General features: G+C 41.3%; 16 protein-coding genes. All 16 read right to left on the bottom strand.

Annotated elements, in window-relative coordinates; translation table 11 throughout:
- Nucleotides 1-70: 70 nt before the first annotated feature.
- Complete coding sequence (locus tag M0R80_27230; GenBank protein ID MCK9463330.1) at nt 71-574, bottom strand: class I SAM-dependent methyltransferase; 504 nt, start codon at nt 572-574, stop codon at nt 71-73.
- Between the two features lie 74 nt (nt 575-648).
- Entirely contained in the window at nt 649-867 is a 219-nt protein-coding gene (locus tag M0R80_27235) for a hypothetical protein (GenBank protein ID MCK9463331.1), read from the bottom strand.
- Nucleotides 864-1706, bottom strand: a complete 843-nt coding sequence (locus M0R80_27240; GenBank protein ID MCK9463332.1) for a glycosyltransferase family 2 protein — start codon at nt 1704-1706, stop codon at nt 864-866. Before M0R80_27240 ends, M0R80_27235 begins: the two co-directional genes overlap by 4 nt.
- A 7-nt stretch (nt 1707-1713) precedes the next feature.
- Nucleotides 1714-1998 (bottom strand): hypothetical protein, encoded by a 285-nt coding sequence (locus tag M0R80_27245; protein ID MCK9463333.1) that lies wholly within the window; start codon nt 1996-1998, stop codon nt 1714-1716.
- Nucleotides 1983-2354: a hypothetical protein gene (locus M0R80_27250; GenBank protein MCK9463334.1), complete on the bottom strand. Its 372-nt coding sequence runs from the start codon at nt 2352-2354 to the stop codon at nt 1983-1985. The genes M0R80_27245 and M0R80_27250 overlap by 16 nt, the downstream gene beginning before the upstream one ends.
- A gap of 22 nt (nt 2355-2376) precedes the next feature.
- Nucleotides 2377-2937 (bottom strand): hypothetical protein, encoded by a 561-nt coding sequence (locus M0R80_27255; protein ID MCK9463335.1) that lies wholly within the window; start codon nt 2935-2937, stop codon nt 2377-2379.
- Complete coding sequence (locus M0R80_27260; protein MCK9463336.1) at nt 2931-4196, bottom strand: glycosyltransferase; 1266 nt, start codon at nt 4194-4196, stop codon at nt 2931-2933. The genes M0R80_27255 and M0R80_27260 overlap by 7 nt, the downstream gene beginning before the upstream one ends.
- Nucleotides 4181-4576 carry a secondary thiamine-phosphate synthase enzyme YjbQ gene (locus M0R80_27265; protein ID MCK9463337.1) on the bottom strand — a complete coding sequence of 132 codons (396 nt, stop codon included), beginning with the start codon at nt 4574-4576 and terminating at the stop codon, nt 4181-4183. The genes M0R80_27260 and M0R80_27265 overlap by 16 nt, the downstream gene beginning before the upstream one ends.
- The gene (locus tag M0R80_27270; GenBank protein MCK9463338.1) at nt 4560-5087 is read right to left on the bottom strand and encodes an SDR family oxidoreductase; all 528 of its coding nucleotides are present in this window, start codon (nt 5085-5087) and stop codon (nt 4560-4562) included. Before M0R80_27270 ends, M0R80_27265 begins: the two co-directional genes overlap by 17 nt.
- Nucleotides 5084-5488: an adenylyltransferase/cytidyltransferase family protein gene (locus M0R80_27275; GenBank protein MCK9463339.1), complete on the bottom strand. Its 405-nt coding sequence runs from the start codon at nt 5486-5488 to the stop codon at nt 5084-5086. The genes M0R80_27270 and M0R80_27275 overlap by 4 nt, the downstream gene beginning before the upstream one ends.
- A complete protein-coding gene (locus tag M0R80_27280; protein MCK9463340.1) occupies nt 5467-7737 on the bottom strand; it encodes a glycosyltransferase in 2271 nt (756 codons plus the stop codon). Before M0R80_27280 ends, M0R80_27275 begins: the two co-directional genes overlap by 22 nt.
- 16 nt (nt 7738-7753) lie before the next feature.
- Nucleotides 7754-8011, bottom strand: coding sequence for a hypothetical protein (locus M0R80_27285; GenBank protein ID MCK9463341.1), 258 nt, complete (start codon nt 8009-8011; stop codon nt 7754-7756).
- A 62-nt stretch (nt 8012-8073) separates the two neighbouring features.
- Nucleotides 8074-8940, bottom strand: a complete 867-nt coding sequence (locus M0R80_27290; protein ID MCK9463342.1) for a DUF5309 domain-containing protein — start codon at nt 8938-8940, stop codon at nt 8074-8076.
- A gap of 215 nt (nt 8941-9155) precedes the next feature.
- On the bottom strand, nt 9156-9824 hold the full coding sequence (locus M0R80_27295) for a hypothetical protein (protein MCK9463343.1): 669 nt from the start codon (nt 9822-9824) through the stop codon (nt 9156-9158).
- A gap of 50 nt (nt 9825-9874) precedes the next feature.
- Nucleotides 9875-13051 carry a hypothetical protein gene (locus M0R80_27300; GenBank protein ID MCK9463344.1) on the bottom strand — a complete coding sequence of 1059 codons (3177 nt, stop codon included), beginning with the start codon at nt 13049-13051 and terminating at the stop codon, nt 9875-9877.
- A gap of 25 nt (nt 13052-13076) precedes the next feature.
- On the bottom strand, nt 13077-14920 hold a 1844-nt coding region (locus M0R80_27305), incomplete at its 5' end, for a hypothetical protein (GenBank protein MCK9463345.1).

Genomic DNA, 14920 nt, shown 5'->3' on the forward strand with positions numbered 1-14920 from the left:
CACTGATTGAGGTATTTATAATCGCTATCATCTACGATTGCCTGCCTGCCTTTTGTAAGTTCTATTATCTTCATTTCTGCACCCAAAAATATGAAGGGCATCGGTCGCCCTCTGACGTTACAAACCATACTTTAATCTCGTGAGCTTTAGTCCAAGCGTCTACCACATAATCTACGTCTGTTCGCTCGTAGCCTACGTTGTTATGCGTGTAGTCGTGGCCCATAATTAGTCCACCGACTTTTACTTTTTTGCTCCACTCACTGATATCGTTAGCACAGTTTATAAAGTTATGATTTCCGTCTATATATATGAAATCGAGTGAGCTGTCTTCAAAGTTTTTAACAGCGTCCATTGAATAGGCCTTGATAATCTCGCACCTATCCCCCAGTCTTTCTCTGGTTCGTTTTTCGTACTCGGTGATGTGGTCGCCCATATTCTCACGATAACCTTCGTAAGGTTCCCAACAATCCACGACGGTAAGTTTTAAGTCAGGGATTTTTCTAAGCAGACAATCCGCAAACTTGCCTTGTTCGGTTCCAATTTCAACGCCTACTTTAAGACCCATTTCGTCCATTAAGTAGGGTAGCTGTTTCCAGCGTGAAACCTTAACAAAATGAGGTGCTTGTCCTGTGCATTTAAATCTGTCTATTAAGAATTGTTGTCTGTCCATAATCCCTTCGCAGCTTTACGGCTATACTCTTTTAACTTTTTATCCATCGCTTTAGCTTTGGAAATAGCGATTCTAACCAATAATTTTACGCTCTCATCTTTTGACCGATAATAGATTTCCCTTAAATCATTACAAATCGTATTTAGGGGGTTTTTGTGTCTTAACCACTTCATATCACAAGGTTCGTACTCTCTCATTTAAGGTACTTCTCCCAATCATCTGGCCAGTTAGGTATTGGCATAAATTGAGGTATCTTCTTTAAATAAATATCTCGGTGTTTGTTGACGAAAAAATCATACGAATAAGCGATGCTGTCTTTAACCTCGTTCCAATTTAAATCGTACATCCGACCATATCTTTTCCCTTTATGTAGATGACAGTAGAAAGTGTTCTTATTCGTCATTACCTTTCCCCCATCAGCCCAAACCTTACAAACGATTTCTTCGCTCTCTTGAGCAAACCCACCGTATCCCTCGGTCTGCATTAGTCCGAGTTTGTTGTAGTAATCTTTAGTAAGAAAGTAGCAAGACCCCTGAAAGGCCATTGTTTCGTCTATTGGAATATTAAGGCGTTCTTTGGTTCTAGTTTCCCACCTGAAGGACTTTAGTTGACCTTTCTTCCACGCTTGCCACATTGGGTATTCGTAATCTACTGGTAATCTATCGTCTTCTTCGACTTTCCAGTTCTCAGCGTCTAATCTCAGTCTGCGAGGTATTTGTACCCAGTTAGGCTGATGGTCTCTGATCAAAATCTCGTCAAACCCTTCACCGACAATACAGTGAGCGTCTAGGGTCATTACATATTCACCTTTACACGCATTAACAGCCATATTGATTAAGTGGCGTTTCTGATTACCAGTAGAGGGTTCGGTATTGATATAGTGGACTCTTGGGTCGTTTACTCTGTCTTCTAAGGGCTCAGAATAGCCATCGGTACAAGCATAGACTTCAATCTCGCCTGTGGCTTTTTCCAGGACTTCTTCGATAGTTCTTTTGAAGTATTTCTCAGTCTTGCCTGGGATAATAATCGTGAGCATATTCCTCCTAAGTTATTGTTGTTTCTTTGCTCTGTAATAGTCCATTTGTCCAAACATAATCAGTAGTTTCGGTTCTGTCTGCGAACACAGATACTTTTCGTGTTAAATATCCGTCTGTGTAAGTGTAGGTAACGTCTGGTTTCTCACCATTACTGCCAGTAAATCTTTCCCAATCACCAACACCACCATAAAGAGTTTGGTTCCAAATATAACCACCATTCTTTTTCACAGAAGTGGCTATATTGTCGTGTTCGGCATTAAGTATTTCTAAAGTTTCTAATAACCTTGGCATAGGTTCCTCTTTCTTTGTGATAAGAGTCGCATCTCTCTATCAATCGTTATATAGTCCCAAATATTTTCTAAAGAAGATTTGTCGGTTCTACCTATCTTCGAGATTAGTTCTTGTATCATCATCGCAACTCCTAAAGAGTCTGCATTAGGATTGACACTTTTAGCCCATTCATAGATATCGCCAACTCTATCAGAGGTATCTTTATCTCCTAAGAGGGTCATATCTATCCCGAGTTGTGTATATAAATCCATTTTAACCTGAACATCGATGTCAGGTGTTATAGCTGTTTCCCCTACGGGTTCAACATAAGGCTCAGTTGGTGGTGCGAATTGTGCTAGTATTTTTGATTCTTCCATATACTAATTTTACCCCCTCTGTTTACTTGGCTAAAGGCTCGTCCATTCCCATTTTGATATAATTGTTCTTCTTCCACTCTAAATCCTTGACGCAGTACCCGTAATGCTTTACACATACATCAGTAAAGATTTGGTAATCGTCAATAGAGCATCTCTGAAAGATAAAAGTCGTATCGGGTTTGACTATCATCGCTGGTCTGTGCCCTCTCTCCTCTGTGTGTCCGTCTGGGTAATAATCCACCATTCTCACAAGCCCCATTTTGGTCTTGAACCTCTTTATAATGCTTTTCCACTCCTTTTCTTCGAGAAATTCGTCAGCATCGCAAATCAAGATATTGTCGTATTCCTGTAGATGGGCAATACCGATATTTAAAACGATATGTTCTTTTTTAGGCGAGAGCTTCATTAGGTGGACATTGGATTGGTTTAAGTTTGAAACTATTTCTTCGGTATCGTCTGGTGCTGGGTCATATCCTTCGTGCAGACAATTAACCACTAAAATCTTATCCACCCAATTCAAAGAAATAAGGACTTCTTTTAGAAAGTCCGTATTATGGTAACTTCTGACTATTGCTGCTACCACGGTTCCCTATAATCATAGAAACCACCCCCGTGCTCTTGAACTCCGTCTATATCCCATTTATCTGCGAATATCGGCCAAGAATCCTTACGGTCTCTTTTAATGGTGTATTCAGTGTTATTCTCTACCTGTAGATGGTAGGCGTAGAATCTTTCTTCATAAAGAACCTTCCATTTTGACCCCTTTAGTTGTAAGAAGAAATCTAGGTGCTCTCCACCAATCTTAAATCTGTTGTCCCACCTAACATCGTTAAAGACCTCTTTTTTAGCAACAAAGAAGTTTAACCCAAGGTCTATTCCATTATCGGGCGGTAGTTTGTACAGCCTTCGTTTCTCTATTTTAAGGGTGTGTTCGTAGTGAGCCACATCTCCGACAAGAGTTCTGAGTGATCCGCAGACAATACCTACATTTCCCCTAAGTTTATTTATGGCTAGACTGATATTAAAGTCTTTTGGAATAACAAAATCGTCATCTAAGAGTAAGATGTAGTCCTCGGTTACCAAGTCCATACAGGCATTTCTTCCTGCAGGAAGTCCAGAATCATAAGGCAACCTAACTATCGTATGCCCTTGTTCCGTAAGTCTGGTGTATAAGGCTTCTTTTTCTTCTGAGAACTTCGAACTATCGTCTGCTATATATAAATGGTATCGAGGAATATTTTCGATAGACTCAATAAGCCTAAAGAGCACATTTTCTCTTTCAAAAGTCTTGATAATAACGGCTAATTCGGGTCCTTCTATCGGATAATCATAATCAATGCAAAAAGGGTCTGTATTCCACCTCCAGTTAGGGTCTGGTATTCTCCAATTAGGACCATATATCTTTTCTAGGTATTCTTCGATACTACTTGGTATGTTCCACTCGAACCCCCAGATATCTAACTTACCTAGAGTGTCGAAATACTTCTCGTCAACGTGATGAGGGATATATTTGTCTCCATCGAAAGATAACCACCAACCTTCACCGTTCCTAAATTCCCTCGTCCAAATATCCATTTTGATATTATTTCTCTTCAAGGTAAGTTCTGTCGCTAGACCTGATGGGTGGGTGTATATCTTGTGCACCTCAAACCCAACATTTTCAAACAGGTGGAGGTTGTTAAGTACGGTTTGTATGTCAAAAACGCAGATATCTGTATCCGTTTCGTCTACTTTACCGTCTCGGTAGGCTAAAAGGAGCGTTCCTGCTTCCAACCAAAAAGTTAGGTTTAGTTCGTCTAGTATTTCTTTGGCTTTGTATAAGTTTTCTACTGCTGGATGCATTTTACGATGACCTCTCTTTCTCTATTGCCGTCTAGTTCGATTAAAAATATTGACTGCCACTTCCCAAGGGTAAGTTTGCCGTCTTTTACTGGTACAGTTAATGATTGTGGGAGTACCATCGCCCTTATATGTGAATAACCATTTATTCGTTCAGTAGGAGGGACATCTCTCTTTTCGATATCATCGTGAGCATAAACCCCACATTTTGGTGCGATTCTCTCTAAAAATGACTCCATATCCCGAACTAGTAATGATTCATCTTCTAAAATTTTAACCCCACAGGTTGTGTGGGGCGTAAAGATAACACAGATACCATTTTCAATATCTACTTCAATATCTTTAGTAATGTTGGTGAATGTTCCCTTAGTTTTGTACTTCAATCGAATCCTTTCTAACGATAATGTTCGCACCTGTTGGGTATTTGCCGAGGAAACAATCCTCAACAACTTTAGCGACCTCGCTTGGCTCCATTAAAGTATTTTGGTCTTCATCTGGGAAGAGGTCTTTACGCATTTTGGTTCTAGTCCTGCCTGGCGATACGCACCAAACCTGATAACCTTCTTCTGCCAGAGATTGTACTAATGAGATAACCCCTGCCTTAGAGGCACAGTAGCCAGACCACCCAGCCCGACCCCTTAAACCTGAGGTAGAGCCGATAAAGACACACTTCGTGCCATTGGTTAAGAGTTTGGCGATATTGAAACTACCGATTAGATTAACCCTAATTTCTTCTTCGTAGTCTCCATTTATTACGCCAGCACAATTGACTATCTCATCGCCAGTAAAACCTTTTACTTGGCTTAGGTCAGATACATCGCACATCCCCCTTGAGACGTGAAAACCCTCTATTGCTTGACCGATGTCGGAGTTCCCTCCAAAGATTATTCTCAACTCAATCCCTCCCTTATTCTCGTTGAACTAATTTCCTTTGTGTAGGGAAAATAAACTATTTCTATCCCTAATTCTTCGGCTACATCCTTACCTACAAAGTTCTTGTTGTCGTCACCTCTACAGATAATATCTGGCTTTAATAACCGAATAGACTTGTTTAATGCGTCTGAATCAGTATAGACAAAGGCGAAGTCCACGAACTTTAACGCTTGAATTATTCTTAGTCTGTCTTCTGCCGATATAACCGTAGGATGACCCTTGATGTGTTCTTGTATAGTCCACGAGGTTGGTATCCCTACGATTAAGTCCCCTAGTTTACTGGCTCTTTCTAGTAGGTTTAAATGACCAACATGGAGCAGGTCGCCCACCATAAAAGTAATTACTTTAGGTTTTGTGTCCAATTTTCTGCGATTCTAGCCCAAGTACAGGTTTTTCCGTATTCCATCATCTCATTACGGTCGTGTTTCTCCCCTAGGGCTTTTAATAGTAAATCTTTATACTCTTCTACATTCTCTGAACTTAAATCCGACTGCCCTGTCTGATAACCAAATCCATTAAGAGTTTCCCCGACAGCACCATAAGGGATGACGACAGGTACGCAACCTCCACACAAAGATTTTAAAGCAGTTATACACGAGATTTCTGGGAAAATACACGGATACGCCCAGATATCTGCTTCTTTCATCGCCTTGGCGATTTCTAAGTGTCCGACTCTGCCGTGGAACTTAATTCCAGGTTGTTTAAGTTTTTCTTGCATCATCTCAACCCATTTCATTCGGTTGGGGTATTCCCTATTCCCTCTGATGTAGTTCTCAAAGCCATAGTAGACATTGAGTTCAGCGTCTTTGTATTTTTCTTTAATATCTGACCACATATCTAAGAGGAGTTCTAGTCCTCTTGAAGGACAAGATGAGTAAATCATCGAGTGAGTTTTCCTCGGTACTTCAAAATTAAACTGTTCTGGCAGGATTCCGTTAGCCGAGTACATTATCTTTTCTTCGGGGATTGATGGCCACAGTTCACGGTGGTACTTCGACAAACACATCACTTTATCAACGTTGGCTAGTACTACTGGCGTGAAGGCACTTTCTGGCTCTACATCGTGCATCCACAAGCACGTTCTACGGGCCTTGTACTTTTTATTGAAGAACCCTGGTCTACGCCAGCCTATTAAGATATTAAAAGTATCTTCTGAGTTAAACCGTGCTGAATTAACGTAACGAACCTTGTCATAAGTCCCCTCATCTGCTCCACACGAATTATAGACGGTTACTTCCCACCCCAAAGAGGTGAGTTCTCTTGATATTGAGATAACGGCTTCTTCTGAACCACCAATCCCGCTTACTGCTGATTTTGGCGACCAATCTTCCCACGAACCATCACAGAAAATTACAATAGACTTGTCAGACCAGACCTTAGGCTCTGAACAATCTCTTTCCATCTCTATCACGACAGGTGAGTCGGAAATCTCTTTGGGGATAGCTTTTAAGAGTTCACGTCTGCCTTTTTTATCTAAGGATTTCCACACCTTGATATAACCATCGGTAAGTTCACGCATTTCTTGTAGTTTGTAGGCTTCCTTCAGAAGTTCTTTGACTTTTTTGTCTTTAGGACTCATCTTTTTGAGTTTCTCAAAGTATTCAATGGCTTTTTTAAAATCACCTAGGTTAATCGAGGAGATAGCCATGTCTAAGTAGGCTTGCTGTTCTCTCCCGACTAGAATCCAATCTCCTGTGTACTTATTCTTGGAAAAGCCCATCTCTAGCCACTCTACAGCCTTTTTAAAGTCCATAAAATGACAACAGACTTTCCCTGCCATAAAATAAGCGTCTTGAACATGAGGGAGTTCTCCTAACGCCAATAAAGCATAGTCCATCGCTGGTTTCTTCGCCTGTTGTGAGATAGCTATATCAACTAGGTCGAGGTAAGCTCCGTATTTATGCTCGTCCCACCCACTCATTGAAACAAACTGCCTCAAGAGGTCTTCCGCTTGGTCGTTTATCCCTAGGTCTTTATAAGTACAGCCTAGATAATAAACGATACGAGGGTCTATCTCTTTGTTGTCTAGTTCTCGAAGTTTAAGTTGATTAGCGAGTTCTTTCTCTAAAATCTTAATGTTTCGGATTGATTTCTCTTTGACATCTTCTTCGGTAAGGTTATGAACTATTACGAAGTCATCTGTTTTAACGACTTTAGGTTGCGATTCGTTCATTAGGGTTTCGTGCAAAGCCCCGACCCAAGTATAGCCAGAGTTTCTTCTAACGATACGCTCTCTGATATTCTCGATTAAAACATTACCATTCTTGTCTCGTTGGTAGATATAATTAGCGAAAACTGCCATTACATCGTCTGGGAGCATCTCGATTATCTTCTTTAATTTCTCAGGGTGTTTCACAGAATCGTCTGCATCGATCCACGCTATAAATTCACAAGTGCATTTTTCTAAACAGAAATTTCGTTGGTTAGCGAAGTTGTCATCCCAATCTCTAAAGTAGAGTTTAGCTCCATACTTCTTACAGACTTTCTCGAGACCTTTGGCTTCTGTTACAATGACGATTTCGTCAACGTGCTTGGCTACGCTTGCGAGGGCGTTATCTAATAGTTCTGCCTCGTCAGATTTGACTATCATACTTAGAGATAGTGTTTTCATTTTCCTCCTACCATTATTACATTACAAAAATATCAAATTCTTTTTTAAACCATTCCAAATCAGGACCCTTCTCAAACATCTTGGGGTACTCTTTAGTAATCATATTTGCCAAGTGTGAGGGAACCTGTAACGAGAGATTAAAAGTGACCCCATCCTGTTGAATGGGTTTGTATTTGTGTTTATTTTTGAGCCAGTAGTCCGCTTGTTCCTTGTTTTGTTCCAAGAATAGTTCCACGAACTTCTTGATGTTTTTCTTGTCCTTAGCTTTAAGCAAAGTAACCCTCCTCTAAGTTAAACTCTTGCGAAGCTCCCCCGTAGGGGAGCCGATGCAAAGTCTTAACCTACGTTAAAACCTGAATGATAGGCTGAAGTTTTTTCTGCTAAACCTTCAAGTGTTAGCGAACCTTCAATCATTCCCTTTGTGCTAGAACCTGTCTTAGCCAATGGGATGTGTTTAGGTCTGCTACCTGTTAGGTAAGCAACTTTCCAATACTCTGGACGGACAAACAAGATTCCACCTGTTGGGATAACCCTTGAAAGGTAGATACGAACGGTTCCGAAATCACTTTCGTAAATGTCAACCGTATCCCAAACTCTTTTATCAGCAGCAGGGATGTTTTTAGTAGCACCAGCTGTGAATCCAGAGATTACTCTCTTAAGGTAAGAGCCAACATAACATTCATTTGCAACTTCGTCAGTACCGTTATCAAAGATACCCGCAAGGATAGCATTGAAAATAGTGCTTGTTAAAGTTGTGCCTGAAGTATGAGCGGATTTGTTAGTCGTGATTTGAGCGATGATACCTGCCATTTGACCAGCGACACCCGAAGAAGAACTTTTTACAGTTCCTTGTACGATTGCCAACTCTATGTCTCGAGCCATCTTTACAGAGGCTTTCTTCAATTGGTATGCGTATGGGTCGCCTTCTACAGAATTAACAGCTCGTGAGATATCAGATACGGAAACAACCTGTCTGAAAGTCTGAACGAGATTTGTCTTTCTTGTAGGGCTAACGAGGTCAGCCGTGGTAGCATCTGAACCTTCGATAGTGGCATTTAAAGCAGCAGCGGAAAAGACATCTATGCTCCATTGGTGGAGAGTGTCTTTGGCTACGGCTTCGCCTAAACCAGAGAAAAGGGGAGTGTTCTTGTAGTCGCAGTTACTAATATAGTCGACTAAATCTTCACGCCTAAGATTCTGCATATTAGAAATATCAATTTTGTTAATCTATATGTTGCCATATAGTTCGGACTGTCGCATCCCCGTTTGGGGTCTCTTCACTCAGTCTCTGCAGCTGCACAGTTTCCTTGCTTGCTGAGGGTTGTCCACTTGGGAGTTTCCCCATTAATCAGAAGAGATTTTAATTGGACAATTTCGTCTATCCAATAGCCATTTCTTAGTTCCTTTTTGTTAATTTACTATTCTCCCGAATAGAGGTTCTTGAAATCGGTCTTTACAATTCCTTCTAGGAAGTCGTGTTCGGACTTCGTTAGTGAGCTAGCTGTGGAAGCAATTTCAATTTCATTACTTGGTTGGGAGGGGACAAAGTTTGTAGCGTTGACCTTTATTTGTGGGGTCTCCTCTACATTACCAGCGATACCATTAAGGTAATCCTTAATGTTTTTCTCAGCTTGGAAAGAATATTGTGCGTCCCCGACAATACTCGCTATACCAAACTTGTCTCGGTTGTAACGTGCAACTTTCTTGACGGACTCTGGCTGTCCTTCAAGCGATTTCTCAAATAAGTTAGACAGTTCGGACTCATAGCCCTTTACTGCTTCCTCATTTACTTGACGTTCTCTTTCGGCTCGTTCTGCTGCTAACTCAGCTTGTAAGACTTCTATTGTGGCATCTTTTTCTGCCTGCGTTGAGTCTTTAGAGTTCACAACTTCTTCTAACCTTTTTTCGAGTTGGTTTTTCCTCATCAGAGCTTTTTCATACTCTTTTTTAGAAACCATTTCCTCTTGCGGTGCTGTTTCTGCTTTCGCAGTGTCTACCTTATCAGTACCAACGGTCCCTTGTACTAACTCCGTTTCTCCAGTTGGAGTGTCTGTGTTAGCATTTTGCAAGTCTTCAGGTGTTGACATTTGAATTCCCTCCTATTTATTTATTGTTACTTATATTGTATAATACTTGTTTACTCTTGGTTGAATATCTTACCTTTTGCGGTCTTTCGGTTCTCTTCTAAATACTGAGGGTAGAAACTCTGAGCGTATTTCGGTTCTTCTTTGCCGACAGCGTTATACCCAAATCCTACATACCTCTCGTATTCTCTAATGTTTGGTGCGAGTTGTTTTACAACCTCGTTTGTCCCTTTGACGGTCTTTAGATTATACTTGCCTGGGTTAGTCGCCATCTTCTCAATGGTTCGATAGAACGGAGTCGCTCCACCTATCGATAGTGGGAAGTCGGTACTTAGGGGGTCAAAGACATTCATCAGAGCGATTACTGGTCTAAGTTGTGGGTGATCAACAGCAGCGTTTTCGATTCTATCTCTTAACCCACTGTACTGTTTAAGCCCTTCGTTAGTAATGAGGACTCTGCTACCACTACCCTTAGTCAACCATTTAGAACCTTCGGTAACTATCTTCTTCGTGTAGGAAGCAGGGAACATAATCTGATGTAGTCCTCTCTCAAATGGTGAGCGAGAAGTATTGTAAAGATACATCGGTTCGCCCTTCTTGGCGGCCGAGGTGGCGGCTTTCGGTACTGACATCTTCAAAGCGACATCACCATCGGAAACCATTCCTTGTTCAGCGAAGTTCTTCGCTCCTTGATAGGAGTTTTCTTTAATGTAGTTTTGGACATAACTGACCTTATCAGTAGATTCGTCCAGTCCTTTGACATATTCCTTAAATGCAGGTATCTCGTCTACTGACTTAAATTTCTTTCCATAAGGCGTACTCATTAGAGAGTCTGCGAAAGAGTCGGTAAAGTGCAGTGCTTGAGCCTTGGCTCGTTTAATCTTTTCAGAAGTGGCTGCGGTCTTTTCTAAGACTTCGTTAGTCCCTGATATTTTCATATCAGCTTTAACCGTTTTGGCTCCCTTACCATATTCGGGGGTTGCCATAATTCCAGCGTAGTTTCGCTTGGAAGCAGCGTGAACTAGGTCGCCTTTCATTATTCCACCATAGACGGTTGATTCGGTAGTCTGCATTAGCCAAAAGAACGGTCTTAGCCCAAACCTTGCGGACATATAAACTCTGTCTAGCTGATTGAATTTAGGCGAGATGGTGGCAAGTTTTGATTTCATTGAAACGATACCGTTCATCTTTAAGCCTTCATAGTTAGCTTCGCTCATCGCCTGCATAACCTGTTTAGCCATAGAAGGTGGCATTTTAGCCTCTTGCAAAGCCATTTCAACATATTTCTGTCGTAGGTTTTTAACATTTCCGACAGGTATGTATTTACTCTCAACTCTGTCTAGGACTCTATTCAAACTGGCGTATAGTTTGTTCCCCTTACCACCAGTAACGGAGTCTAGTTTCTCAACGGTCTTGCCTTCGATGTCTCGCATTAGAGAACCATTCTCGACTTTGGTCATAAAGAACTTACCCATACTTGTCTTACGGAGTTCTACAACAGCATTAGAGACTTTCTTCTCGATAGCGTTTAGTTCTACTTTAGGAAGCCCCTCTAGTGGGTCGACAGAAGCACCGACCTGTAGTCGTCTGCCCTTATCTAGGATTCTTTGTGGTGTCGAGGTTAAGACTTCTGGTTCTTTTTTGATAAGTTCTAGTTTGTTGGCGTTTCCATACTGTACAGGATTCTCGCCAAGTTTAATCGTATTCTCGGTAACTTTCGAGGTAGGGATTATCTTCTGGGAGACAGGTATCTTCTCGGCAGGTCCTTTAATTGGCTTCCCATTTACTTCTGTAACGAAGTCTGGGGTTCCTTGCTTATATTTAACTTTCCCTGGCTTATAACCTCTTTCGGTAGTTGTTCCACCGACCATATATCCTTCTGTTTTAGGTGCAGGTAGAGCTAATTGTTCTTTGGTTGTTATCAGGCTAGATAGTTGTTTATTCATGGCAGTTTTCATCTCTTCAGTAGTTCTGCCTAGTTTTTTATTACGACCAAACATAGAGCCTGTAATAGCGTGGGTGATGTTCTGTTCTGCATCATTTGGTAACCATTTACCACTCTTAACCATTTCGGCAGTAAATCTATCCCAATCCTCTGGAACGATATGGGTAACATCTTTTCTAAGAGTTTCTTTACAAAATCTAATATAATCGTTGGTAACAAGTTCTCTAGCAGTAGTAGTTCCACCACCTTGAACTTTTATCTTATTGTCTATTCCCTTAACGCCAGCGAAGTAATTAGCAACTTTTGCCTTTGTCTCGGTGTTAATTGAATCAATGGCAATCTTGTATTTCGTACTTCCTATCTTATTGAAGGTAGAACTGACGAAAGGTATCGCTGCCTGCATTGAGGTTACGATGTCGACTGCGGTTCTAAAATTACCTGGTTTAATGAGTTCGGCTTTCTGAGCTTTACCAGTATCAGAACCAGTAAGCCTACCAAGCTGGTGTCCGACTTCTGTTGAAGCACCTGTCTTAATCAGACCTGTTTCTATGCTACCAAGAACCTTTCCTGCTCCAGTTCTTCCGACAGCAGTAAGGGCGTTGCCTGTTCCTTGTAGGACTTTTGCTGCACCTGGTGTTTTGGCGGCTATTTTAGCCATCAGTAGAGATTGAGCACCCTTATCGGCTACCTTAAAGACTCCAGCAGTTTTGGCGGCTGTACCAGCGGCTTGTACTCCTTTTACGGAACTAGAGAGTGCAGCCCCAACAGGTAATAACGAGGCAACATCTAGTCCGACCCGTGCCATCTCTCCAACGTCTTTTAATCCTTCGGTAGCACCAGACACTACGTCTGTTCCTGTCTGAAATGCTTTGAGTCTAGTGGCGAGAGTATTTTTGTCTATTTTTCCCGACCTATAATCCTTGATTGCTTGAGTCGTGGCTTTATCGGCTATCGCTCTAGCTCTTTTCTCGGACTCTTGTATTTCCCCGAGACTTTTGTTGGAATAAAGAGTTTCTGTGGCATACTTGCCGAGTTTGTACGGTGATTGAGCAAGTTCCTTGCCATAACCTACTATTTTTTCGGCTGCGGTAAGCGGAGAGGCTATATTTTCACCAAGCCAACCTACTGGTCCAGCGATAGAACCTAAAGTCCCACCGATAGCGTTAGTAATCGCTTGCAATGGACCAGTGGGGAGCTTGCTGTTCTGACCAGTCCCCATCGCCATATATTCACTTTTGTTGTAAGTATCTCTTTTCTGGGTTGCCTTATTGTTGGCGTCCATCATAGAGGTTGTTATTCGTATTGCCATATTAGCTCTTTCCTGTATATTTTTGTGCCTCTGTATTATTTACTGGATTATATACCTTTGAACCGTAAGCACTCGAGAAGTAATCGTAAGAATTAACGCCTTTTGTTTTCTTAAAGTAAGCCAAGCCATTTGAACCTTTTCCTAAAAATTCTCCATAGCTTTTATTTCCATAAACTGACGGAATTGGTGCTGGTGTAATTACATTTTTTACCATATTAACTGCTTTTTGCGGAGTTGCTTTAATCGTGTTAAATACCTTTTGCGGAGATACCGAAGATAATGCTCTTGGTATTTCTTTTACTTCTTCTAAGGCTTTAGACGCTGCTGGCTGTGCAGCTTTGGCTAACTTCTTAAGCGTAGTTACGCCAGTTATGCCTTCCGAAAACTTCTTCAAATTACCCCCTATCTTTCCGTTGGAAAAATTCTTCTCCATTTTACCTAACTTTGAATTTTCTATTTCACTTCTGATCACCTGAGCAGGACTTATCGCCCCTACTTTATTTCCGATACTATCGGCTATAGCTAGATGTAGTTTTTCCCTTGTTGTTAAGTTGGTTTCGTTTTGAATTTTTTCGCTAATCTTTTCCATAGACTTAAGTGTCTTTTCGCTGTTCAGGTCTCCGAGCACAGACAACGTTCTCTGGTCTTGAATATTCTCCCCAGGAAGTTCTGCATTGGGGTAGTTAGGGTTAATAATGAACTGCCTTGAGTTCCAGTCAAAGTTCAATTTTTTATCAGTAGGAACACTGTAAACATCGTCTAGGGTGGCTGTCTGTGGTAGTATTCCGTTTTTAATATACCAGTCTAGCCTTAAGGTGTTGATTTTATCTTTAGCAACCGCATAAAAGTCTCTAGGGTCAACATACGCACCAAGAACGGGGTTAGGGTTTCCTTCCTGGAAGTCTATGTAGCGTAATTTACCGTCAGAGTCAACTTGGAAAGATTCGTCTTTCTTCTCCGCCGATATAGTCGGAGCAAACTCTTGCCACGCATTTGTAATTGGATTGAAATACTTCTGCCCTGACTTTTGAATAAAGGTATCTTCTGCTGACTTGGGTGTTCCCTGGTAGATGACAAGCCCACCGCTGATTTCCATAGCCATACCAGTAGTGTCGCCTTGTGCGGTTGTCATTTTACCAGTATTCTGGTCTACGGTATAGTAATAACCATCTTTTAGTTCTGGGTACAAATTACCACTACCATCATACGCACCAACGCCTGGTATATCTATCTCGCCAGTAGAACTAAAGTCATTTATAGATGCTTCTATAGTGCTCATATCAACATTGTAGGGAGCGAGAGCGTCTACCACTTTATTGTATGCGTCTTGTGCTTTGTCGGTTGCGGTCAAGGCTGCATCTGGGTCGTAATTGTCTATTACAGTAGCGTACCTCGCCTCGTTTCTAGCTAGACTAGCATTCACACTTGCGATAGCGAAAGCCTTAGCCCCTGGGTTATTGACATATTTTAAATTAGTTGGGTCGTTTATCTCATTCAGCCTCGAATTTAACATAACTTTAGCGTCAGATAGTTCTTCTGCAAAGGCTTTTTTAGCAGCCGTATCGTTATCTTTTGCTTCTTTCTCTAGGGCGTTGATATAAGCCTCTTTAGCGTTATTAGAAGCAGTTTTGGCCTGTAATGCCCCGTCTTCGTCTCCATTAGCTTCACAGAATTCGGCTACTTGTTCATACATAGAGAACTTGCTATATTTGTCGTTTGAAGTGTTCCCTGGTGTTTTGGATATCTCATAAAAAGCAGCATTCTTGTAGTCAGAAACAATCTCTTTATTGACTGACCTTATAGTTCTATCCCAAGTCTGTTTATCTATCTGGTCGGTAACTTCGT

This window comes from Pseudomonadota bacterium (assembly GCA_023229365.1).
GTDB lineage: Bacteria > Myxococcota_A > Polyangia > JAAYKL01 > JAAYKL01 > JALNZK01.

Bases quoted from the DNA above. Each gene is read 5' to 3' on its own strand.
- M0R80_27300 (MCK9463344.1), bottom strand. From the start codon at position 13,051: ATGATGGACGCCAACAATAAGGCAACCCAGAAAAGAGATACTTACAAC.
- M0R80_27295 (MCK9463343.1), bottom strand. From the start codon at position 9,824: ATGTCAACACCTGAAGACTTGCAAAATGCTAACACAGACACTCCAACT.
- M0R80_27240 (MCK9463332.1), bottom strand. From the start codon at position 1,706: ATGCTCACGATTATTATCCCAGGCAAGACTGAGAAATACTTCAAAAGA.
- M0R80_27235 (MCK9463331.1), bottom strand. From the start codon at position 867: ATGAGAGAGTACGAACCTTGTGATATGAAGTGGTTAAGACACAAAAAC.
- M0R80_27250 (MCK9463334.1), bottom strand. From the start codon at position 2,354: ATGGAAGAATCAAAAATACTAGCACAATTCGCACCACCAACTGAGCCT.
- M0R80_27245 (MCK9463333.1), bottom strand. From the start codon at position 1,998: ATGCCAAGGTTATTAGAAACTTTAGAAATACTTAATGCCGAACACGAC.
- M0R80_27280 (MCK9463340.1), bottom strand. From the start codon at position 7,737: ATGAAAACACTATCTCTAAGTATGATAGTCAAATCTGACGAGGCAGAA.
- M0R80_27260 (MCK9463336.1), bottom strand. From the start codon at position 4,196: ATGCATCCAGCAGTAGAAAACTTATACAAAGCCAAAGAAATACTAGAC.
- M0R80_27290 (MCK9463342.1), bottom strand. From the start codon at position 8,940: ATGCAGAATCTTAGGCGTGAAGATTTAGTCGACTATATTAGTAACTGC.
- M0R80_27230 (MCK9463330.1), bottom strand. From the start codon at position 574: ATGGACGAAATGGGTCTTAAAGTAGGCGTTGAAATTGGAACCGAACAA.